The 22,766-nt window shown below is 40.0% G+C and carries 19 protein-coding genes, 1 other RNA gene and 4 pseudogenes; 15 read left to right on the top strand and 9 right to left on the bottom strand.

The annotated features are described in order from the left end of the window. Window positions 1-20 precede the first annotated feature (20 nt). The 15 genes and pseudogenes from HT701_RS11325 (at window position 21) to HT701_RS01710 (ending at window position 13,858) form a co-directional block, all read left to right on the top strand. Window positions 21-301, top strand: a pseudogene (locus HT701_RS11325) (transposase). A gap of 120 nt (window positions 302-421) precedes the next feature. Next, window positions 422-1,300: a mevalonate kinase gene (gene mvk / locus HT701_RS01645; protein ID WP_000163312.1), complete on the top strand. Its 879-nt coding sequence runs from the start codon at window positions 422-424 to the stop codon at window positions 1,298-1,300. Next, on the top strand, window positions 1,282-2,235 hold the full coding sequence (gene mvaD / locus HT701_RS01650) for a diphosphomevalonate decarboxylase (protein ID WP_119920175.1): 954 nt from the start codon (window positions 1,282-1,284) through the stop codon (window positions 2,233-2,235). The genes mvk and mvaD overlap by 19 nt, the downstream gene beginning before the upstream one ends. Further along, window positions 2,222-3,229 carry a phosphomevalonate kinase gene (locus HT701_RS01655; RefSeq protein WP_119920174.1) on the top strand — a complete coding sequence of 336 codons (1,008 nt, stop codon included), beginning with the start codon at window positions 2,222-2,224 and terminating at the stop codon, window positions 3,227-3,229. The genes mvaD and HT701_RS01655 overlap by 14 nt, the downstream gene beginning before the upstream one ends. Next, complete coding sequence (fni, locus tag HT701_RS01660) at window positions 3,213-4,223, top strand: type 2 isopentenyl-diphosphate Delta-isomerase (protein WP_119920173.1); 1,011 nt, start codon at window positions 3,213-3,215, stop codon at window positions 4,221-4,223. The genes HT701_RS01655 and fni overlap by 17 nt, the downstream gene beginning before the upstream one ends. A 76-nt stretch (window positions 4,224-4,299) precedes the next feature. Then, window positions 4,300-4,998 (top strand): cell wall-active antibiotics response protein LiaF, encoded by a 699-nt coding sequence (gene liaF / locus HT701_RS01665; RefSeq protein ID WP_172931146.1) that lies wholly within the window; start codon window positions 4,300-4,302, stop codon window positions 4,996-4,998. After that, window positions 4,995-5,990, top strand: a complete 996-nt coding sequence (locus tag HT701_RS01670; RefSeq protein WP_000743655.1) for a sensor histidine kinase — start codon at window positions 4,995-4,997, stop codon at window positions 5,988-5,990. Before liaF ends, HT701_RS01670 begins: the two co-directional genes overlap by 4 nt. 13 nt (window positions 5,991-6,003) lie before the next feature. Beyond that, window positions 6,004-6,636, top strand: a complete 633-nt coding sequence (locus tag HT701_RS01675) for a response regulator transcription factor (RefSeq protein ID WP_119920171.1) — start codon at window positions 6,004-6,006, stop codon at window positions 6,634-6,636. After that, a pseudogene (locus HT701_RS11710) lies at window positions 6,637-6,877 on the top strand (DNA alkylation repair protein). Then, window positions 6,802-7,299, top strand: a pseudogene (locus HT701_RS01685) (DNA alkylation repair protein). Before HT701_RS11710 ends, HT701_RS01685 begins: the two co-directional pseudogenes overlap by 76 nt. 426 nt (window positions 7,300-7,725) lie before the next feature. Beyond that, entirely contained in the window at window positions 7,726-8,769 is a 1,044-nt protein-coding gene (locus tag HT701_RS01690) for a serine protease (RefSeq protein ID WP_202795742.1), read from the top strand. Between the two features lie 17 nt (window positions 8,770-8,786). Then, window positions 8,787-9,779: a choline-binding protein CbpJ gene (gene cbpJ / locus HT701_RS01695; protein ID WP_172931147.1), complete on the top strand. Its 993-nt coding sequence runs from the start codon at window positions 8,787-8,789 to the stop codon at window positions 9,777-9,779. A gap of 147 nt (window positions 9,780-9,926) precedes the next feature. Further along, window positions 9,927-11,275, top strand: a protein-coding gene (locus HT701_RS01700) for an IS3 family transposase (protein ID WP_172931148.1) whose coding sequence is annotated in 2 segments (ribosomal slippage) — window positions 9,927-10,368 and window positions 10,368-11,275 — 1,350 coding nt in all. Because the reading frame shifts where the segments join, the coding sequence is not laid out codon by codon here. Between the two features lie 495 nt (window positions 11,276-11,770). Then, the gene (locus HT701_RS11330) at window positions 11,771-12,139 is read left to right on the top strand and encodes a lanthionine synthetase LanC family protein (RefSeq protein ID WP_119919399.1); all 369 of its coding nucleotides are present in this window, start codon (window positions 11,771-11,773) and stop codon (window positions 12,137-12,139) included. A 486-nt stretch (window positions 12,140-12,625) separates the two neighbouring features. After that, window positions 12,626-13,858, top strand: coding sequence for an MFS transporter (locus tag HT701_RS01710; protein ID WP_119919400.1), 1,233 nt, complete (start codon window positions 12,626-12,628; stop codon window positions 13,856-13,858). A gap of 117 nt (window positions 13,859-13,975) precedes the next feature. Here HT701_RS01710 and cbpF read toward each other — a convergent pair whose 3' ends face one another. The 9 genes and pseudogenes from cbpF to HT701_RS01760 all read right to left on the bottom strand — a co-directional run bounded on the left by cbpF (window position 13,976) and on the right by HT701_RS01760 (window position 22,712). After that, entirely contained in the window at window positions 13,976-14,998 is a 1,023-nt protein-coding gene (cbpF, locus tag HT701_RS01715; protein WP_119919401.1) for a choline-binding protein CbpF, read from the bottom strand. 17 nt (window positions 14,999-15,015) lie between these two features. Then, window positions 15,016-16,284 (bottom strand): annotated as a pseudogene (locus tag HT701_RS01720) (trypsin-like peptidase domain-containing protein). A 226-nt stretch (window positions 16,285-16,510) separates the two neighbouring features. Further along, a complete protein-coding gene (locus HT701_RS01730; RefSeq protein WP_000518025.1) occupies window positions 16,511-17,200 on the bottom strand; it encodes a response regulator transcription factor in 690 nt (229 codons plus the stop codon). A gap of 11 nt (window positions 17,201-17,211) precedes the next feature. After that, window positions 17,212-18,636 carry an NADP-dependent phosphogluconate dehydrogenase gene (gene gndA / locus HT701_RS01735; protein WP_000158778.1) on the bottom strand — a complete coding sequence of 475 codons (1,425 nt, stop codon included), beginning with the start codon at window positions 18,634-18,636 and terminating at the stop codon, window positions 17,212-17,214. A 75-nt stretch (window positions 18,637-18,711) separates the two neighbouring features. After that, window positions 18,712-20,118, bottom strand: coding sequence for a mid-cell-anchored protein MapZ (mapZ, locus tag HT701_RS01740; protein WP_050116698.1), 1,407 nt, complete (start codon window positions 20,116-20,118; stop codon window positions 18,712-18,714). 12 nt (window positions 20,119-20,130) lie between these two features. After that, on the bottom strand, window positions 20,131-21,288 hold the full coding sequence (locus tag HT701_RS01745; RefSeq protein ID WP_050116697.1) for a class I SAM-dependent RNA methyltransferase: 1,158 nt from the start codon (window positions 21,286-21,288) through the stop codon (window positions 20,131-20,133). 84 nt (window positions 21,289-21,372) lie between these two features. Further along, window positions 21,373-21,753: RNase P RNA component class B (rnpB, locus tag HT701_RS01750), an RNA gene on the bottom strand. A gap of 20 nt (window positions 21,754-21,773) precedes the next feature. Continuing rightward, window positions 21,774-22,115, bottom strand: coding sequence for a cell division regulator GpsB (gene gpsB / locus HT701_RS01755; RefSeq protein ID WP_000146532.1), 342 nt, complete (start codon window positions 22,113-22,115; stop codon window positions 21,774-21,776). A gap of 69 nt (window positions 22,116-22,184) precedes the next feature. Then, window positions 22,185-22,712 (bottom strand): DUF1273 domain-containing protein, encoded by a 528-nt coding sequence (locus tag HT701_RS01760; RefSeq protein WP_172931149.1) that lies wholly within the window; start codon window positions 22,710-22,712, stop codon window positions 22,185-22,187. Between the last annotated feature and the right edge of the window lie 54 nt (window positions 22,713-22,766).

Raw genomic sequence — 22,766 nt, forward strand, 5'->3', positions numbered from 1 at the left:
ACCCCTATGCCTCTTGGGAGATTGAACCCTATTTCTCCAAACACCGCACCTATAAATGGCCGAAACGAGTACTTGTTAATGAGACTTTGTACGTCACTAAAACAGGTTGTCAATGGCGCATGCTCCCTCACGACTTTCCTCTTTACTTAACGGTATGGAGTTTCTTTCGTCGTTCTATGACGACAGGTTGGTTCCAGGTCAATGGCAGATGGTACTACGCGCTTATAGCTCAGGTGCCTTGGCAGTGAATACGACTGTAAATGGCTATTCTGTCAACTATAATGGCGAATGGGTTCAATAATGAAAGAAGCGATTGTGAATGGAAACAATCGCTTTTTTTGTGAAAATATAATAAAATAGATAGGAAAGAATTAATACTTGTATGAAAAATAAGACGTTTTTCGTCTAGTAAAAGGAAAAAATGACAAAAAAAGTTGGTGTCGGTCAGGCACATAGTAAGATAATTTTAATAGGGGAACATGCGGTCGTTTACGGTTATCCTGCCATTTCCCTGCCTCTTTTGGAGGTGGAGGTGACCTGTAAGGTAGTTCCTGCAGAGAGTCCTTGGCGCCTTTATGAGGAGGATACCTTGTCCATGGCGGTTTATGCCTCACTGGAGTATTTGGATATCACAGAAGCCTGCATTCGTTGTGAGATTGACTCGGCTATCCCTGAGAAACGGGGGATGGGTTCGTCAGCGGCTATCAGCATAGCGGCCATTCGTGCGGTATTTGACTACTATCAGGCCGATCTGCCTCATGATGTACTAGAAATCTTGGTCAATCGAGCTGAAATGATTGCCCATATGAATCCTAGTGGTTTGGATGCTAAGACCTGTCTCAGTGACCAACCTATTCGCTTTATCAAGAACGTAGGATTTACAGAACTTGAGATGGATTTATCCGCCTATTTGGTGATTGCCGATACGGGTGTTTATGGTCATACTCGTGAAGCCATCCAAGTGGTTCAAAATAAGGGCAAGGATGCCCTACCATTTTTGCATGCCTTGGGAGAATTGACCCAGCAGGCAGAGGATGCGATTTCACAAAAAGATGCTGAAGAACTGGGACAAATCCTCAGTCAAGCGCATTTACATTTAAAAGAAATTGGGGTCAGTAGCCCTGAGGCAGACCATCTGGTTGAAACGGCTCTTAGCCATGGTGCTCTGGGTGCCAAGATGAGCGGTGGTGGGCTAGGAGGCTGTATTATAGCCTTGGCAGATAATTTGACACACGCACAAGAATTAGCAGAAAGATTAGAAGAGAAAGGAGCTGTTCAGACATGGATAGAGAGCCTGTAACAGTACGTTCCTATGCCAATATTGCTATTATCAAATATTGGGGAAAGAAAAAAGAAAAAGAGATGGTGCCTGCTACTAGCAGTATTTCTCTGACTTTGGAAAATATGTACACAGAGACGACCTTATCGTCTTTACCGACGGATACGACTTCTGATGCCTTTTATATCAATGGTCAGCTACAAAATGAGGCGGAGCATGCTAAGGTGAGTAAGATTATTGACCGTTACCGTCCAGCTGGTGAGGGCTTTATTCGAATTGATACTCAGAACAATATGCCTACCGCGGCGGGTCTGTCCTCAAGTTCTAGTGGTTTGTCCGCCCTGGTCAAAGCTTGCAATGCTTATTTCAAGCTTGGATTGGATAGAAGTCAGTTGGCACAGGAGGCGAAGTTTGCCTCAGGCTCTTCTTCTCGGAGTTTTTATGGACCACTCGGTGCCTGGGACAAGGATAGTGGGGAAATTTACCCTGTAGAGACAGACTTGAAGCTAGCTATGATTATGTTGGTGCTAGAGGACAAGAAAAAACCAATCTCTAGTCGTGACGGGATGAAACTTTGTGTGGAAACCTCGACGACCTTTGACGACTGGGTGCGTCAGTCTGAGAAGGATTATCAGGATATGCTGGTTTATCTCAAGGAAAATGATTTTGCCAAGGTTGGGGAATTGACTGAAAAAAATGCCCTTGCTATGCACGCTACGACCAAAACTGCATCACCATCCTTTTCTTATCTGACGGATGCAAGCTATGAAGCCATGGACTTTGTCCGCCAGCTCCGTGAGCAAGGAGAGGCTTGTTACTTTACTATGGATGCTGGTCCCAATGTCAAGGTCCTCTGTCAGGAGAAAGACTTGGAGCATTTATCAGAAATCTTCGGTCAACGTTATCGCTTGATTGTGTCAAAAACAAAGGATTTGAGCCAAGATGATTGCTGTTAAAACTTGCGGAAAGCTCTATTGGGCAGGCGAATATGCTATTTTAGAGCCAGGGCAGTTATCCTTGATAAAGGCTATTCCCATCTATATGAGAGGCGAGATTGCTTTTTCAGATAGTTATCGTATATATTCGGATCTGTTTGATTTCGCAGTGGATTTGACACCAAATCCTGCCTACAGCTTAATTCAAGAAACGATTGCTTTAGTGGAAGATTTCCTCGTTTATCGTGGGCAGACCTTGCGACCTTTTTCTTTGGAAATCCGAGGAAAAATGGAACGGGAAGGGAAAAAGTTTGGTTTAGGTTCTAGTGGCAGCGTCGTTGTCTTGGTTGTCAAGGCTTTACTGGATCTGTATGATGTTTCAGTGGATCAGGAGCTCTTGTTCAAGCTGGCTAGCGCGGTCTTGCTCAAGCGAGGAGACAATGGTTCTATGGGGGACCTTGCCTGTATTGTGGCAGAGGAATTGGTTCTTTACCAGTCATTTGATCGCCGGAAGGTAGCAGCTTGGTTGGGAGAAGAAAAATTGGCGACAGTTCTGGAGCGTGATTGGGGCTTTTTAATTTTGCAAGTGAAACCAACTTTAGAATGTGATTTCCTAGTGGGATGGACCAAGGAAGTGGCTGTATCAAGTCACATGGTCCAGCAAATCAAGCAAAATATCAATCAGAATTTTTTAACTTCCTCAAAAGAAACAGTGGCTACTTTGGTAGAAGCCTTGGAGCAGGGGAAAGATGAAAAAGTTATCGAGCAAGTAGAAGTAGCCAGTAAGCTCTTAGAAAGCTTGAGCGCAGATATTTACACGCCTTCGCTCAGACAGTTGAAAGAAGCTAGTCAAGATTTGCAAGCTGTTGCCAAGAGTAGTGGCGCTGGTGGTGGTGACTGTGGTATTGCCTTGAGTTTTGATGCGCAATCAACTGAAACCCTAAAAAACCGTTGGGCCGATCTAGGGATTGATCTCTTATACCAAGAAAGGATAGGACATGACGACAAATCGTAAGGACGAGCATATCCGCTATGCCCTTGAGCAGAAAAGTTCTTATAATAGCTTTGATGAGGTGGAGCTGATTCATTCTTCCTTGCCTCTTTACGATCTGGATGAGGTCAATCTTTCGACAGAATTTGCTGGTCGAAAGTGGGACTTTCCTTTTTATATCAATGCTATGACGGGTGGAAGCGATAAGGGAAGAGAAATCAATCAAAAGCTGGCTCAAGTGGCGGAAGTCTGTGGTATTTTATTTGTAACGGGTTCTTATAGCGCAGCCCTCAAAGATCCAACAGATGACTCTTTTTCTGTCAAATCTAGCCATCCCAATCTCCTTCTTGGAACTAATATTGGGTTGGACAAGCCTGTCGAGTTAGGACTCCAGACTGTAGAAGAGATGAATCCTCTTCTCTTGCAAGTGCATGTTAATGTCATGCAGGAATTACTCATGCCCGAGGGAGAAAGGAAGTTTAGAAGCTGGCAATCGCATCTAGCAGACTACAGCAAACAAATCCCTGTCCCTATTGTTCTCAAGGAAGTGGGCTTTGGGATGGATGCCAAGGCCATCGAAAGAGCCTATGAACTAGGGGTTCGGACAGTGGACCTTTCGGGTCGTGGTGGCACCAGCTTTGCCTATATTGAAAACCGTCGCAGTGGTCAGCGTGATTATCTCAATCAATGGGGCCAGTCTACCATGCAGGCCCTTCTCAATGCCCAAGACTGGAAAGACAAGGTCGAACTCTTGGTCAGTGGAGGGGTTCGGAATCCGCTTGATATGATTAAGTGCTTGGTCTTTGGTGCCAAAGCCGTGGGACTGTCTCGAACAGTTCTGGAATTGGTTGAAACCTACTCAGTTGAAGAAGTGATTGGTATTGTTCAAGGCTGGAAAGACGATCTGCGTTTGATTATGTGTGCTCTTAATTGTGCTACCATAGCAGATTTGCAAAGCGTAGATTACATTCTTTATGGAAAATTAAAAGAAGCAAAAGATCAGATGAAAAAGGCGTAACCACCGCCTTTTTTCCATCTTCAGACCGAGGTAACTTTTTTGAATTGTGATAAAATAGAAGGGAGAGGATGAACCTATGAGAAAATTTAAAATCTTTTTATTTATCGAAGCCTGTCTGTTGACGGGAGCTCTGATTTTGATGGTTTCAGAGCATTTTTCGCGTTTTCTACTGATTCTATTCCTCTTTCTGCTTTTGATTCGCTATTACACTGGTAAAGAGGGAAATAATCTTCTGTTGGTGGTGGCAACCATTCTCTTCTTTTTCATCGTTATGCTCAATCCCTTTGTGATTCTAGCTATTTTTGTTGCGGTTATATACAGTCTCTTTCTTCTTTACCCGATGATGAACCAGGAAAAGGAGCAGACCAATTTGGTGTTTGAAGAGGTAGTGACGCTTAAGAAGGAGAAAAATCGTTGGTTTGGAAATCTCCATCATTTTTCAAGTTACCAAACTTGCCAGTTTGATGATATCAATCTTTTTCGCCTCATGGGCAAGGACACCATTCATCTGGAGAGGGTTATCCTAACCAATCATGACAATGTCATTATCCTCAGAAAGATGATAGGCACGACCAAAATCATCGTACCTGTAGATGTGGAAGTCAGTCTCAGCGTTAATTGTCTCTATGGGGATTTGACTTTTTTCAATCAGCCCAAGCGAGCCCTCCGCAATGAACACTATCATCAAGAAACTAAAGACTATCTCAAGAGTAACAAGAGTGTCAAGATTTTCTTGACCACTATGATTGGGGATGTGGAGGTGGTCAGAGGATGAAAAAACAAGCTTATGTAATCATTGCCATCACCTCTGTCCTCTTTGTCTTTTTTTTCTCCCACAGCTTGCTGGAAATCCTTGACTTTGACTGGTCTATTTTCTTGCACGATGTCGAAAAAACAGAAAAATTTATCTTTTTATTGTTGGTATTCAGCATGTCCATGACCTTTCTCTTATCCCTGTTTTGGAGAGGTGTGGAAGAGCTTTCTCTAAGAAAAATGCAGGCTAATCTCAAGCGTTTGTTGGCAGGGAAAGAAGTGGTTCAGGTTGTAGATCCAGATTTGGATGCTAGTTTTAAGTCCTTATCTGGCAAACTTAACCTCTTGACAGAAGCGCTTCAAAAGGCTGAAAATCACAGCCTTGCTCAGGAAGAGGAAATCATCGAGAAGGAACGAAAGCGGATTGCTCGGGATTTGCACGATACAGTCAGTCAGGAGTTGTTTGCGGCTCACATGATTTTATCAGGCGTCAGTCAGCAGGCTTTGAAATTGGATAGAGAAAAGATGCAGATCCAGTTGCAGAGTGTCACAGCTATTTTAGAAACTGCCCAGAAGGACTTGAGAGTCTTGCTCCTGCACTTGCGACCAATTGAACTGGAGCAGAAGAGCTTGATAGAAGGGATTCAAATTCTCCTAAAAGAGCTTGAGGACAAGAGTGATCTCAAGGTTAGTCTCAAGCAGAATATGACGAAATTGCCCAAGAAGATTGAGGAGCATATCTTCCGCATTTTGCAGGAGTTGATTAGCAATACCCTCCGCCATGCCCAGGCCTCTTGTTTGGATGTCTATCTCTATCAGACAGACTTTGAATTGCAGCTGAAGGTGGTGGACAATGGGATTGGTTTCCAGTTAGGGAACTTAGACGACTTGAGTTATGGACTGCGAAATATCAAAGAGAGGGTTGAAGATATGGCTGGAACAGTTCAACTCTTGACAGCTCCCAAGCAAGGACTGGCAGTTGATATCCGTATTCCCCTGTTAGATAAGGAATGATAAAGGAGTAAAGATGAAAATTTTACTAGTAGATGACCATGAAATGGTCCGATTGGGCTTGAAAAGCTACTTTGATCTCCAAGATGATGTAGAAGTTGTGGGCGAGGCGGCAAACGGGTCTCAAGGTATTGACTTGGCCTTGAAATTGCGTCCGAATGTCATTGTCATGGATATTGTCATGCCTGAGATGAATGGAATTGACGCGACCTTGGCCATCCTTAAAGAATGGCCTGAAGCCAAGATTTTAATTGTGACTTCTTACTTGGACAATGAAAAAATCATGCCTGTCTTAGATGCAGGTGCTCGTGGCTATATGCTCAAGACTTCTAGTGCCGACGAACTGCTCCATGCTGTCCGTAAGGTGGCTGCTGGGGAGTTGGCCATTGAGCAAGAGGTCAGCAAAAAAGTCGAATACCACCGCAATCACATAGAACTACATGAGGACCTGACTGCGCGTGAGCAAGATGTTCTCCAACTCATCGCCAAGGGCTACGAAAATCAGCGTATCGCTGATGAACTTTTTATCTCTCTCAAGACGGTCAAGACCCATGTGTCCAATATCCTTGCCAAACTTGAAGTCAGCGATCGCACCCAGGCGGCTGTCTATGCCTTTCAGCACCATTTGGTGGGGCATGAAGAGTTTTAGATGAGTTTAGCAGATTTACTTGAGGAGCTAGAAGCAGCAAAAGACTCTAAAAAGCAAGACCCATGGAAGCCCATATGCGCCATCAATTTTCTTTTCTAGGTATTGCGGTGCCTGAAAGAAATAAACTCTATAAAAATATTTTCCAGAAGCGAAAAAACAAAGATTATCGATTGGGATTTTGCAGATACTTGCTGGGAAAAAGAATCTAGAGAATACCAGTATGTGGCTGCTAACTATTTGAAAGCAATGCAGTCTTATTTAAAGGACAGCGATTTGCCTAAGCTAGAGCAGTTGGTTGTTACCAAGTCTTGGTGGGATACGGTGGATATCCTAGATCGAGTAGTAGGGAGTTTGGTGTATGAGAAGCAGGAACTGGAAAAAATAATCCTCCAATGGAGCCTGTCAGACAATATCTGGTTGAGACGCGTCGCTATTGACCACCAGTTATTAAGAAAAGAGAAGACCAATACTCAATTAATGGAAAAGATTCTCCTTCATAACTTGAACCAAACAGAATTTTTTACCAATAAAGCCATTGGCTGGACTCTGCGAGACTACTCCAAAACGAATCCAACTTGAGTAACATGCTTTATTGAGAAAAACAAGGGAAGAATGGCTGAACTTAGTATCAAAGAAGCAAGCAAGTACCTCTATCGTGATTGAAAAGCGCAGTCATTAATTGAAAAGTTTACCTGTTTATGTGATAATGGAGGGTATTTACAGAAGGTGATAGATTTCTTGATTCTATAGTAGATTGAGAAATTTAGAATAGTATGCTATAATCACATTAGGAGGATAAAAATAATGAAGAAAACGTTTTATAAAAAATTGGGTATTTCAATTATTGCGAGTACTTTATTGGCTAGCCAGTTGTCGACAGTATCTGCTTTGACTGTTATTTCTAGTACAGGTGAAGAATATGAGGTGAGTGAAACATTACAGGAAAGTCCAGAAACTAATAATTTTTCACTTCCTGAGATTTCGCCAACATATGGTTCATATTACCAAAATCAATCAGAAGTAATTATCGGTAATGATGATTTGGTTAAAATTGATAATACTCTACAATATCCGTATTCAACTTCAGCTATGGTTTTGTCTGAGTACAATGGTGTAGCCAATGGAACGAATATAGAAGGAAGAGGAAGCGCGAATTTTATTAAAGATAATGTTTTAATTACAGCAGCTCATAACTTCTACAGTCATAAATATGGAAAAGAAGCGGATGCTATTTATGTACTTCCAGCAGCTAGTCCAGATCAGGAACCATTTGGAAAAATCAAGGTTAAGGAAGTTCGTTATTTGAAAGAATTTAGAACTTTAAATTCTAGAGATGCATCGAAATATGACTTGGCTCTATTAATTCTAGAAGAGCCTGTTGGCGCAAAATTGGGAACACTGGGGCTTCCAAATAGTCAGAAAAATTTGGCTGGAACACCAGTGACGATTACAGGATATCCATCATATGATTTTGGAATTCATCAAATGTATACAGATAAAAAACAAGTTTTAAGTGATGATGGTACTTTTTTGAATTATCAAGTTGATACTTTGGGGGGATCAAGTGGATCTGCTGTTTATGATGCTAGTCACCGTGTAGTCGGAGTACATACTTTGGGAGATGAAGCTAACCAAGTTAATAGCGCAGTAAAATTAAATGAACAGAATTTATCATTTATTTATTCAGTACTTAAAGGATATTCTCTTGAAGGATGGAAAAAATTAAGTGGCAGTTGGTACTATTATAAACAACATGATAAACAAACGGGTTGGCAGAAAATAGATGATACTTGGTACTATCTAGATGCTTCTGGTAAGATGCTTACAGATTGGCAAAAAGTAAATGGAAAATGGTATTATTTGGGAACCTCTGGTTCAATGGCAACAGGTTGGAAAAATGTACGAGGCAGATGGTATTACTTAGATAATAAAAATGGTGATATGAAGACTGGTTGGTATAAAGATGGTTCAACATGGTACTATCTAGATCCTACTAATGGAGACATGAAAACAGGTTGGATAAAAGTAGGAGGAAACTGGTATTATCTTAACTCAAGTGGAGCTATGGTAACAGGTAGCCAAACTATCGATGGTAAAGTTTATAATTTTGCTTCATCTGGTGAGTGGATTTAATATTGGAGGACATATAAATGAAACTTTTGAAAAAAACTATGCAAGTTGGACTGACAGCATTTTTCTTTGGTTTGCTAGCTACAAATACTGTTTTTGCGGATACCACAGGTGGCCAATTTGTTGATAAGGATAATAGAAAATATTATGTAAAAGATGCTCATAAAGCAATCTATTGGCATAAAATAGACGGAAAAACTTACTATTTTGGTGATAAAGGAGAAATGGTAGTTGGATGGCAATACTTAGAAATTCCTGGAACAGGTTATCGTAATGATTTATTAGATAACCAACCAGTTAATGAAATCGGCCTTCAACACAAGTGGTACTATTTTGGACAAGATGGGGTACTACAAGAATTTGTTGGCTGGAAAGCATTAGAGATTAAAACAAAAGACAGTGTTGGAAAAGAGTACGGGGAAAAACGTGAAGATTCAGAAGATAAAGAAGAGAAGCGTTATTACACGAACTATTACTTTAATCAGAATCATTCTTTAGAGACAGGTTGGCTTTATGATCAGTCTAACTGGTATTATCTAGCTAAAACAGAAATTAATGGAGAAAACTATATTGGTGGTGAAAGACGTGCAGGTTGGATAAATGATGGTTCAGCTTGGTACTACCTTGATCCAACAACTGCTGCAATGCAAACAGGATGGCAATATCTAGGTAATAACTGGTACTATCTCCGTTCATCAGGTGCTATGGCAACTGGTTGGGTGAAAGATGGTTCAACTTGGTATTATCTAGATGCTCAAAATGGTGATATGAAGACAGGTTGGGCTTATGTTGGTAACAGTTGGTACTACCTTCGTTCATCAGGTGCAATGTCTACTGGTTGGGTGAAAGATGGTTCAACTTGGTACTACCTAAATGCAAGTAATGGAGATATGAAGACAGGCTGGTTCCAAGTCAATGGTAAATGGTACTATGCCTATGGTTCAGGTGCTTTAGCTGTTAATACCACAGTAGGTGGTTACTACTTAAACTATAATGGCGAATGGGTTAAGTAATGAAGGCTAATGGTAAACTGTGATGGATATTTAACTTTGTATAATAGGTGGATAAAAGTCTTTAAAATAGGAAAAAACGCATAATATTAGGTGAACTGCACCCCAAAAGTTAGACAGAAAAAATCTAACTTTTGGGGTGTTTTTATTATGAAATTAACTTATGATGATAAAGTTCAGATCTATGAACTTAGAAAACAAGGATATAGCTTAGAGAAGCTTTCAAATAAATTTGGGATAAATAATTCTAATCTTAGGTATATGATTAAATTGATTAATCGTTACGGAATAGAGTTCGTCAAAAAAGGAAAAAATCGTTACTATTCTCCTGATTTAAAACAAGAAATGATTGATAAAGTCATACATGAAGGCTGGACTAAAGATAGAGTTTCTCTTGAATACGGCCTCCCAAGTCGTACGATACTTCTTAATTGGCTAGCACAATACAAGAAAAACGGGTATACTATTGTTGAGAAAACAAGAGGGAGAGTACCTAAAATGGGACGTAAGCCAAAAAAGAGACCTGAAGAGAGGACAGAATTAGAACGTCTTCAAGCAGAAAATGAGTACCTGAGAGCGGAGAATGCCATCCTAAAAAAGTTAAGAGAACTCCGATTGAAGGAGGAAAAAGAGAAAGAAGAAAGACAGAAATTGTTCAAGAATTAATGACTGAGTTTTCGTTAGATCTTCTTTTAAAAGCCATTAAACTAGCTCGTTCGACCTACTACTATCACTTGAAACAGCTAGATAAACCAGATAAGGACCAAGAGCTTAAAGCTGAAATTCAATCCATCTTTATCGAACACAAGGGAAATTATGGTTATCGTCGGATTTATTTAGAACTAAGAAATCGTGGTTATCTAGTAAATCATAAAAGAGTTCAAGGCTTGATGAAAGTACTCAATTTACAAGCTAAAATGCGACAGAAACGAAAATATTCTTCTCATAAAGGAGACGTTGGTAAGAAAGCAGAGAATCTCATTCAACGTCAATTTGAAGGCTCTAAAACAATGGAAAAGTGCTACACAGATGTGACAGAATTTGCCATTCCAGCAAGTACTCAAAAGCTTTACTTATCACCAGTTTTAGATGGCTTTAATAGTGAAATTATCGCCTATAATCTTTCAACTTCACCCAACTTAGAACAAGTAAAAACAATGTTGGAACAGGCATTCACAGAGAAGCACTATGAGAATACGATTCTCCATAGTGACCAAGGCTGGCAATACCAACACGATTCTTATCATCGGTTCCTAGAGAGTAAGGGAACTCAAGCATCCATGTTACGCAAGGGAAACAGCCAAGACAACGGTATGATGGAATCTTTCTTTGGCATTTTAAAATCGGAAATGTTTTACGGTTATGAGAAGTCGTTTCAGTCGCTTAAGCAATTGGAACAAGCTATTGTAGACTATATTGATTACTACAACAATAAACGAATTAAGGTAAAACTAAAAGGACTTAGTCCTGTGCAGTACAGAACTAAATCCTTTGAATAAATTAATTGTCTAACTTTTGGGGGTCAGTACATATGCTACGGGAAAGTTATGCACTTAATTTGACAATTCAAGATGTAAAAATATATACTAATATTTGACAAGTTGTCCTAAAAATGTTGTTATGTTATGGATTGATCGAATCTAACTAAAGGATCCTATTCAATTACTAGAACTATCACATACTCAAGGTCAGCTCACAGATGAGCAACTATTTTGGTTACAATACCTACTAAATTTAAGTCAAACAAATAATTTAGTCAAAATTAAAAAAATAGAGGAACATAAATATGATTACAAAACGGAATGTAATAGTGTTCTACGATTTTTACTAGATAAAACTGTAAATTCTGAAGGAAGGATCACTTCTTCAACAGAATTTGGAAATTTCGTAAGTAATTTATCATTCCAACACGGAATAGCTGGACTACTGTTTCCTCTAAATAAATTGCCCCCCCAGAACTGGATTCTAAAATACTCTTTATCATCAAGAAAGCAGTGACAATTAGAACGACACACACATATGAATATCAATACTCGCTGCTATTTGGTGATTCAGGCTATCTATGGTTACTCCTACATTTATTTTCTATCAGTAAAAATCAATACTATCTACAATTAGCAAACGTCACCGCTAAGAAATTAATAGAGAATTATGATACTCTAGAGGAAATAGACTTTGCATTGAGAAAATCTGGTGTCCTATTGTCATTAATAAAATACTATCAATTTACCAATGACAATACTCTTAAAATTTTCATCCACAATAGTATAGGGGAAATTGAGCATTATTTCCTACAAAGAGATACAGCCAAAGAAAGCATTTTAGACTATAGCTTTGCTCATGGATATTGTGGAATTGCATAGGCTTTATTTGCCTATTCTAAAGTCTTAGAACCTTCTATGTTCTATAATGATCTCCATACATTCCATACTGAATTAAAAAAATTATTAGAAAAAGTTACTTCTAATACTAAAAATTTAGGAAATTTACAACTTTCTTGGTGCAAAGGAATTTCCGGAATAATCTTATATCTTTGTATGTACGATTGTGACGGAAACAAAGATATTATTAGTAAATATCAATAATTTGTTTTTAACCATCATCTAAAAATGATGACAGGATATTGCCACGGAATAACTAGCTTACTACAAACCACTGTCTACAATCAAAACAAATTACTGATGAAAAAAATCCAACAGGTAATTTTAGCATGTTCTGAACGAGATAATCACGATTTACTGATGTTTCAAGGAGATAGGAGTAAAGCAGATTTGTTTGAAGCATGGGGGTATATTGGTGTCTATTAAATAATAAATTCCCATTCGATGTGCAGAAATAAGGAGAAATGTATGAAATTATTTTGGACAAACAACATATATAGACAGTTGCTGCTAAACAGCTGTTTTTCATCATTCGGCGACAGTATTTTCTACCTCGCCATTATCAATTATGTGGCTCAGTACAATTTCGCTCCGCTAGCGATTTTACTGATTTCCATTTCAGAGGTGGTTCCCCTACTATCGCAACTCTTTCTCGGAATTCTAGGAGATTTTCAAGAAAATAGAGTCAAACACGCACTCTGGATTGCCAAAATCAAAATCCTGCTCTACGCTATTTTGACAGTATTTCTCGTCTTGTCGCCCTTTTCATTAGTTTCAGTCATTATGATTGTCATCATCAACCTTATCTCTGACACCTTGAGCTACCTGTCTGCCTACATGATGAACGCCCTCTACATCAGTGTAATTAAGGACGACCTGCATGATGCCATGGGGTTCAGGCAGTCTCTGATGAGGGTTGTCCGCATTGTCGCCAATCTAGCTGGTGCATTCCTTATCAATGTTATGAGTATTCAAACTATTTCCCTTATCAACACTCTGACTTTTGTCATTGCCTTTTGGGGCCTGTATGTTATTCGACATACCTTGTATGAGGTTGAAAAAAGGATTGAAATGTCACATACAGCACTGAGTTTTAAGAAATATTTTCAACATCTTAAACAGTCGCTGACTGTGTTCCTGAGGTTAAAAGATACCGTCATACTACTGTTTCTGACGACCAGTATGATTGCCATCTTGGATGTGTCTCCTCGGTTGATTGCCCTCCGCTTCATCCAACAGACACTAGCACAACTGAGCATTGGGCAACTCCTCGCCCTGCTCTCCATCATCATTTCTTGTGGAGCTATCCTTGGCAATATGACCAGCAGTAATCTATTTAAAAATATCCGTTTCACGCACCTCTTGGTTTTCTGTGAGATTTCCCTATTGGCTCTAATAACTAGTATCCTTTGTCAAGCCTATATCGTAATTTTCATGACCAGTTTCATCAGTTCTACGATTATCGGCATTCTCAGCCCTCGCCTACAAGCAGCTGTCTTTGCCTATATCCCCAGTGACAAGATGGGGACGGTGGGCTCTGCTCTGAGCACAGTGGACATTCTCGCCCCGTCCCTGCTCTCCCTATTAGCCCTATCCATAGCATCGAGCGTTTCGGTGCAGTTAGCATTGATATTTTTGTATCTTATTTTGATTGCTCTTATCTTTTGTCAATGGTTAGTCAAGTTCAACACTCATAACTAACGAAAAAGCATGTGTAGATTTCACATGCTTTTAATCTCCCCAATCGTCAGGTCAAGTACAACAAAGTCACTTCTTTGATTAAGCGAGTGTTCTAATATAATTATAAGCTCCCTGTCATTACCGAACCCATTCGCCATTATAATTGACAGAATAGCCATCTACGGTCGTATTCACTGCCAAAGCACCTGAGCTATAAGCATAGTACCATTTGCCATTAACCTGGAACCAACCTGTCTTCATATCTCCATTACCTGCATTTAGGTAGTACCAAGTTGAACCATCTTGATACCAACCAGTTGTCATAGCTCCCGATGAACGGAGATAGTACCACTTGTTACCAAGGTATTGCCAGCCCGTTTTCATATCACCATTTTCAGCATCTAAATAGTACCAAGTTGAGCCTTCCTGATACCAACCAGTTGCCATAGCTCCTGATGAACGAAGGTAGTACCAGTTATTACCTAGATATTGCCATCCTATTTGCATGATGCCAGTTGCTGGATCTAGGTAGTACCATGGAGCCGCTTTAAGCTTCTCTTCATCATAGGTTAGAGGATAATCCTTGATCCAACCACGTGCTATCTCCCCAACAGGCAATCTGTTGATGCGAGAATCAAAGCCACCATCCTTCTGCAAATAATACCAGTCCCCATTATCATAAACCCAACCAGTTTTTAAAGTATGATAACTACGCTGATCTTCAAAATAATAGACTCGTTTCTCTGCTGGGCTATCATATTGTTCCCCATGATGTTTGTTGGTATTTGTAGCAGTTTTTGCTTCTAACACTTGCTTGCCAACAAATTCTTGTAGTACCCCATCTTGACCAAAGTAAAACCAATCTGGTCTAAAAGCAATATCTTTCCTTAGAGAAGAACCAATCGTAACCCCTTCGTATGGAGCAGGTATATATTGCCAGCCGACAACCATCTCTCCAGATAAAGAATCAAAATAATAGTACTTACCATCAATCACTCGCCAGTCCGTTTCTTTGAGGTCCCCCTTCTTGTAGTAGGTTCTTCCGTTTTCTTGGACAAAATGCCATCCTTCAGAATCATCTGCAAATACTACATTTGTAGCTAGAAAACCAAAGAATATTGCTGCTAATCCAACTTGTATCATTTTTTTCAAAAGTTTCATGTATATACCCTCCAATATTAAATCCACTCACCAGATGAAGCAAAGTTATAAACTTTACCATCAATCGTCTGACTACCTGTAACCATAGCACCACTTGAATTGAGATAATACCAATTTCCTCCCACTTTTATCCAACCGGTTTTCATGTCTCCATTAGTAGGATCTAAATAGTACCATGTTGAACCATCTTTATACCAACCAGTCTTCATATCACCATTGGTCTTATCTAAATAATACCATCTTCCTCGTACATATTTCCAACCTGTGGACATTGAACCAGAGGTTTCAAGATAATACCATTTGCCATTTATACTTTGCCAACCTGTTTGTTTATTACTATTCTTATAATAATACCAAGTATCACTAATCAACTTCCATCCATCAATAGAATGCCCTTTAATAACAGAGTAGATGAAAGATAGAGCCTTCTCATTTAACTTAACAGCATAATTCATCTGTTCTGCCTTACTCCCATTGGTATGAACTCCGACAACCCTATTGGTAGAATCATATACTGCTGAACCGCTTGCACCACGCAAAGTATCTACTTGATAGAATAAAAAATCATTTGTATCTTGAAGTATCGTTTTTGTATCAGTATACATCTGCTTAATATCCTTATTAACAGCAGAATATCCCGTAACTGTTACATCTAGATTTTTAGTATTTTCTAAATTATTGGGAAGTCCTAACGTCCCCAATTGAGCGCCAATCGGTTCTTCCAAAATTAAAACTGCTAAGTCATAGGTAGTAAGCTCATCTGGATCAGTATTTCGAAATTCTTTTAAATAGCGAGCTTCTTTTACTTTTATCCGACCAAACGGCACACTATTTGGAGTACGAGCAGGAGTAACATATAGTTCTTCTGCATCTTTACCAAACTCATGTTTATAAATATTATGAGCAGCAGTAATAAGGACATTATCCTTTATAAAATTGGCACTCCCTCGATAAGTTACATCTTTACCATTTTTCACACCACGAAATTCTTACTCTACATAAGCTGATGTAGAGTAAGGATATTGTAAAGTATTTTTTACCTTAACTAAATCATTTTTACCAATAATGACTTCTGACTGATTTGTATAATATTGACCATAAGTCGGTGAAACATCGGGAAGTGAAAAATTATTAGTTCCTGGACTCTCTTGTAATGTTTCACTTACCTCATACTCCTCGCCTGTACTTGAAATAACAGTCAAAGCAGAGACTGTCGATAGCAGGCTAGCTAATAAAGTACCCGCAATAATTGAAATACCGAATTTGCGATAAAATGTTTTCTTCATTATTTTATCCTCCTAAAAAAATTGTAACACATCTGTTCGTCCCTGTCAATATAGTAAATTGAAATAAGATGTGAACAAATCGATTAGGAAAGTTAAATTAATTTCTAGAAAAGTTTTAGCAGTTGTGGTGTACCATTCTAGTTTCAATCCACTATACAAAGAAAAAAACGAAAAGACATCCCTTTCTCCATTTGAAAAAAGCAGTTACACAACTGCAACTGCTTTTCTATTCTTGCATGGTGTAACCAACACCACGCACGGTTTTAATGTAGCTTTTTTGACCTTTTACATCAAGCTTGCTACGTAGATAACGGATATAGACATCTACGATATTTGTCTCGGTCGCACTTTCATACTTCCAGACACTTTCCAACAACTGCTCACGAGTCAGAACTTTCTTGCTTCCCATAAGTGTCGCCAAAAGGTCATACTCACGGCGAGTCAGAGCAATCATCTCTTCACCACGATAAACCGTGTGATGTTCAACATCTATCCTAAGATTGCGGTAGGTCCTTGGAACTTTCATCAGACTGCAGTGTTGATCAATGAAGTCCCGACCTCGGAAGATCGCCGAAATACGCGCTACCAGATTTTCGATAAGGACTGGCTTATAGATGTATGAAACTGCAAAACGCTGAACAACTTCCAGCTCTTCTTGCAAGTCTTCCCAATGATCTAAAATCATGATGACTGAGGCTGGCTTAGTTCGACTCAGCTTATCTGCAAAATCCTGGGCTGTCATATCCCCCAGATGAGCATTCAATAAAATCAAGTCATAGTCTGTCTGAAGAGCCATGGAGAGGGCTTTTTGCCCCTCCTCAACCTGATCAACTCGGTATTGCTCTTTTTGGAGTTCCAAACTTAAAAAGTGAGCTAGATTTCGTTCTTTCTCAAGTAATAAAATCCGTTTCCCCATGGCAGACCTACTTATTTTTCGTCATACCAAGAGTAGTGGAATGTTCCTTCTTTGTCTTTACGTTGGTAAGTGTGGGCACCAAAGTAGTCACGTTGCGCTTGGATCAAGTTAGCTGGAAGGTCAGCTGAACGGTAGCTATCAAAGTAAGTAATAGCTGCTGAGAAAGTTGGGACTGGTACACCAGCTTGAACAGCAAGAGCTACGATGTCACGCACTGCTTGTTGGTACTTAGCAGTAACATCCAAGAAGTACTCATCCAAAAGAAGGTTGGCAAGGTCTGCATCACGGTTGTAAGCATCTGTAATCTTTTGCAAGAAACGAGAACGGATGATACAGCCATCACGCCAGATAGAGGCGATGTCTGCAAATGGCAAGTTCCAGTTGTTTTCTTTAGAAGCTACACGCAATTGCGCAAAACCTTGTGCATATGAAATGATTTTTGAGAAGTAAAGGGCTTGACGAATCTTTTCAATCAACTCAGCCTTATCTCCTTCAAATTTGAAAGCAGCTGGTTTTGGAAGAACCTTGCTAGCATGCACGCGTTCTTCTTTGTAAGTTGAAATGTAGCGAGCAAATACTGACTCAGTAATTAGCGACAATGGCACACCAAGGTCAAGTGATGATTGGCTAGTCCATTTACCAGTTCCCTTGTTACCCGCGGCATCAAGGATGTAGTCTACGATTGGTCCGTCTTGACCTTCATCGTCTTTACGGCTCAAGATATCAGCTGTGATTTCGATCAAGTAGCTGTCCAATTCACCCTTGTTCCACTCAGTAAAGATTTCAGCCATGTCTTCTGCAGAAAGGCCAAGCAAGTGTTGCATCAAGTCATAGCTTTCTGCGATCAATTGCATATCCCCATACTCGATACCGTTGTGAACCATTTTCACATAGTGACCAGCTCCATCAGGACCGATGTAAGTCACACATGGTTTGCCATCTTCTGGTGCTTTAGCTGAAATTTCTTCAAGAACATCTGCAACCAATTCGTAGGCTTCTTTTTGTCCACCAGGCATGATAGACGGCCCTTCAAGGGCACCTTTTTCACCACCAGAAACCCCAGTACCGATAAAGTTGATACCTGAGTTTGCCAATTCTTCATTACGACGGATGGTGTCTTTGTAGAAAGTGTTTCCGCCGTCAATCAAGATATCACCTTTGTCAAGGTGTGGAAGAAGGGCTTGGATAGTAGCATCTGTACCAGGTCCAGCTTGAACCATCAGCATGATACGGCGAGGTTTTTCGATTGAGTTTACAAAACTTTCAACATCATAGCTTGGTACAAAGTTCTTTTCAGGATGGCAAGCAATTACATCTTCCGTTTTTTCTTTACTACGGTTGTAAATAGCAACTGTGTAACCACGAGATTCAATATTAAGGGCAAGGTTACGACCCATTACGGCCATACCTACGACACCAAAGTTAGCTTTTGTCATTTGACACTCCTCTTGTTTGATTTGTTTTATTTTATCATTTTTACTTTTGAAAAGAAAGAATTTTGTAACGACTGCTTAGTAGTCCAAGTCATCCGCATGACCAGCGCCATTTCCGACAAAGTAGCCTGTCTTACAGTTAAGGGTAAAGAGATAGGTTCCATCTGGCTTGTAGAGGTTGTAATAACCATTGCCATTAACGATATTGACACGTTCAAGGATATATTGGTCTCCAGTGATATAGCCACGTGAACGTGAAGTCGCTAGAATTTGTTCCAAGACACCATCCGCAAAATCCCAAGCAGAGTTGTTACTATCATCAATAGCAGACTGATTATAGGCAACACGACTAGCACTTCTTTGAACAGCAACCCCTGCACTTGATACGCCCATATTGACTTCGCTACGAGAACTTCTAGTCTCATTTGAGGCAGCATTTGAACTACTTGGGCTTGTCTCACTAGTCGTATTTGAGCTGGCTTGACTTGAGCTTGAGCTACTAGTTTCACTTGAACTTGAGCTAGAAGTACTTGTTTGCTGGCTCTTACCAAGGCTGATAGCCTTATCTAGCACTTTATCAAGCTCCGTATTGCCAGTTTTAATATCTGTAAATTTAGCATCCGATTTAGCTTTAGCGTTAGTGTCCAACACACCATCAACAATAGCTGGTTTTTCAAATTGAGCATTGACATCTTGAATAGCCTTGATTTGCGTTGCTAGACTATCATACTTCGATTTGGCAAGCGTATGTTCACGACTACCTTCCAGCTTATCAAGTAAGGTCTTGAGTTGACTCAGTTTATCAAACTGGCTATTTTTCAAAGCCGTTTTATTGCTATCTGTGTAGAAGGCGTCATAAAGTGTATTAAAATCATCCACATCTGATTGATTGGCTGTAGCTGATTGAGAAGTTTGAATTTCCTTGGTCGAGCGATTCACTTGACGGTAAACATAGTAAGCACTGACACAGATAATCACTGATACAAGCGCCAAAGCGGTCAAAACAAAGCCTTTTTTACTTTTCTTTTCTGAGTCCTCTTGATCCAGACGAGAAAGGTTTTGCTCCTCTTCCACTTCTTCAGTCATTTCTGTTGGATTTTCATCCTCTAGCAATAGAGAATCCAAGCCTTGCTCCTCATCGTCCAGAGGCAAGGGTGGTAAGATGTCTTCAGAAGATGGAACTTCCTCCGAAGAAGCTTCTGACTCTTCTACAGCCTCACGCATCTCTTGAATTAAATCATCCAGACTCTGAGTTTCGACTAACTCCTCCTTTTTGTATTGGCGAGTCGCAAACTTATCTGCTTCGATTTCATCTTTGTGTTGCTTGACATACTTGTCCAAAATGGAATCTTCAGGCAAGACTCCTGCTTCCACTTCTTCATTTTTACGAATAGCTTGACCAACTGTTAACTCTTTTGCTTCATCAAAATCAAATCGCGATTCTTGGTTTTCTTTTTTATGACGATTCCGTCTTTTCTTACTCATGAGTATCCCTTTCTATTTTACCTCTTGGCGTTTAACACGCTGACCAAAATATTGATACAGATCCACTTTCAAGGTTCCGTTGTATAACTTACGTTTCTTATCCGCCTGACTACCATACTTACTTTCAAATGCTTCATCACTAGTTAGGATAAACTTACTCCAAGTTTTCAGTGGTGCAAATACTTGACCCATCTCAGCATAGAGCTTGGTCACCCCTGCATCATCTGATAAACGCTCCCCGTAAGGCGGATTGGAAATAATCACACCATTGATTTTATCGGAACGCAAATCCTGCACGCGCATCTGCTTAAAAGTAATGTCTCCTGCAACACCAACTGCCTGGGCATTGGCCTTAGCAATTTCCACCATGCGTGCATCGATATCACAGCCCATGATATCCAGCTCCAGCTCACGATCCACTTTTTTAGCTGCTTCTGTACGCACTTCTTGAATCAAGCGATCGCTGACCCAGTTCCACTCCTCAAAAGCAAAAGAGCGACGAAGTCCTGGTGCCATCTTTCGAGCAATCATGACTGCCTCGATACAGAAAGTCCCCGAACCACAGGTCGGATCAATCAAAGGCTTGTCTGGATACCAGTTAGAAAGTTGTAAAATAGCTGCCGCCATGTTTTCCTTGATAGGAGCGCCGCCTTTTTCGGTACGATAGCCACGCTTAAAGAGACTGGAGCCTGTCGTATCAATCATGACAGTTGCCACATCTTTGAGAATAGAGACCTCAATCTTAAACTCTGGACCATTCTCCATCAGAGGAACACCTTCTGGGCGAGCATAGTGTTTCTGCAATTTCTTGACAACAGCTTTCTTAGAAATAGCCTGAACACTGGGTTCATTATGCAGTTTAGATTTAACACATTTTGCTTTCGAAATTGGGAACCTAGCTCCGAGTGGTAAATAATTTTCCCAATCTAAAGCGAAAACTCCCTGAAACAGCTCTTCAAAAGTCTTAGCTGGGAAAGTTCCTACGATAATTTTGATACGATCTGCTGCCCGAAGCCAGAGGTTGGTTTCGATAATAGCTCTCACGTCTCCTTGAAAACGAACACGTCCATTTTCAACCTGACAATCGTAGCCCAGCTCTCGTACTTCTCGTCCTACAACAGCTTCAAGCCCTGCTGCCACAGTTGCAATTAAATTAAATTCTTTTTTCATGTTACAGTCTTGCAAGACCTTTCTATATGTCCACTTTAAAAAATGAGGTTGAGAAAATTTCTCAGCCCCAACCTATATGCAATTTTCTATAAGCCATGTTTTGTTCCAGAAGTGACTAGGACCACTTCCTTCGATAATCATCTGTCTACCACTAACAGCTCTAGCTGATAGCAGTCAGAATACTACGTTCGTTTCCGCGTACTCCATGCCCCGACCAAAATTTGGGTTGCTAGCTTGAGGGGTTTACCGCGTTCCACTCTCCCTGTTTCCAGAAAGACTCCGTCACTGTGGCACTTTCAAGCCTACTCTGGCCTATCCAAGGACTTAGCCATTTCAACTGCCGTAACGATTTCTCGTCCCTAGGCTTATGGTTTCGCCTAGCACAAACACTACAGGCATCTCAGCCTGTGCTAGCATGGACTTTCCTCATGAGAAGCAACTCTCCTCACGCGATTATCCAAAAATTGCATGTAACAAGACCTGAATTACAAATCAGTATTGTCTAAAATTTGTTTACCGAATACTTCTTTTTCAAGACGATTCAAGCGTTTCAAAATATCAAAATTCGTCATAGAAGATGAAGCAGCCACATCAATTGGATCTGGGTGACTAGGACTTGGAGCCGAACTCACTTGCGGTTTACGAGTTAATTCTTCCTTCAAATCCGCAATTTCCTGACGAAGTGATTTGACCAAGGCAGCATAGGTTTCATAGTCCTTGATGACATCATCTAAAAACTCATCAACTTCTACCTTGCTATAGCCACGGACTTCACGTCCAAACTCTTGTTCAAAAATATCTTTCGCTGAAAAAATAATACTTGCCATGTCTCTCTCCATTCTCGCTTGCTAGTATTATTATATAAAAAAAGGCAAACAAAAATCAAGGTCAAAGCTTCAATTTTCGGAAAAATTTTCAGCAAGTTCATTTAATTGATCAAATGTTAATCTCTTTATAAAATAGTCCTCTTGATTTTTCATCTTTTGGTAAAAATAAGCTAATTTCGTTTCATTTTCTTCATCATAAAAAAGATAGGAACTAGTCGTGTTTTCCAGCAAAAACTGCTGGTAATCTCTTAACTGCCCCTTGTGTTCATAGCGAGAATAAGCATATTTGACAAAGTCTACCTGCTTAAAACGACTCAGTTTCATCTGATTGCCTTCATTCCAATTTTCCCCATGGGTTTCAAAAGCAAAAATGGTGGCCAACTGGAAACCGTACTCTGTCTTCATCTCCTGAGCAACCTCTAAAACCCAATATTCAAAACCCAAACTTCCTGTAAACACAAGCCAAGACACCCCATCTGCTGCCATAGCCTCTAAATCTTTACGTATCGCTTTTTTAATCAATTTAAGACGAGGATCCTTGTCAGAAAACAAACCCAAATCAAAAGCAGAATAGCCTAAAACCAAAGCTGTAGCCATTTTTAACCCTTTCTGTGCAAATTTATGGTATAATAGAGTGATGTTATTGTACCA

This window comes from Streptococcus sp. 10824 (assembly GCF_013276595.1).
Classification (GTDB): Bacteria; Bacillota; Bacilli; order Lactobacillales; family Streptococcaceae; genus Streptococcus; species Streptococcus pseudopneumoniae.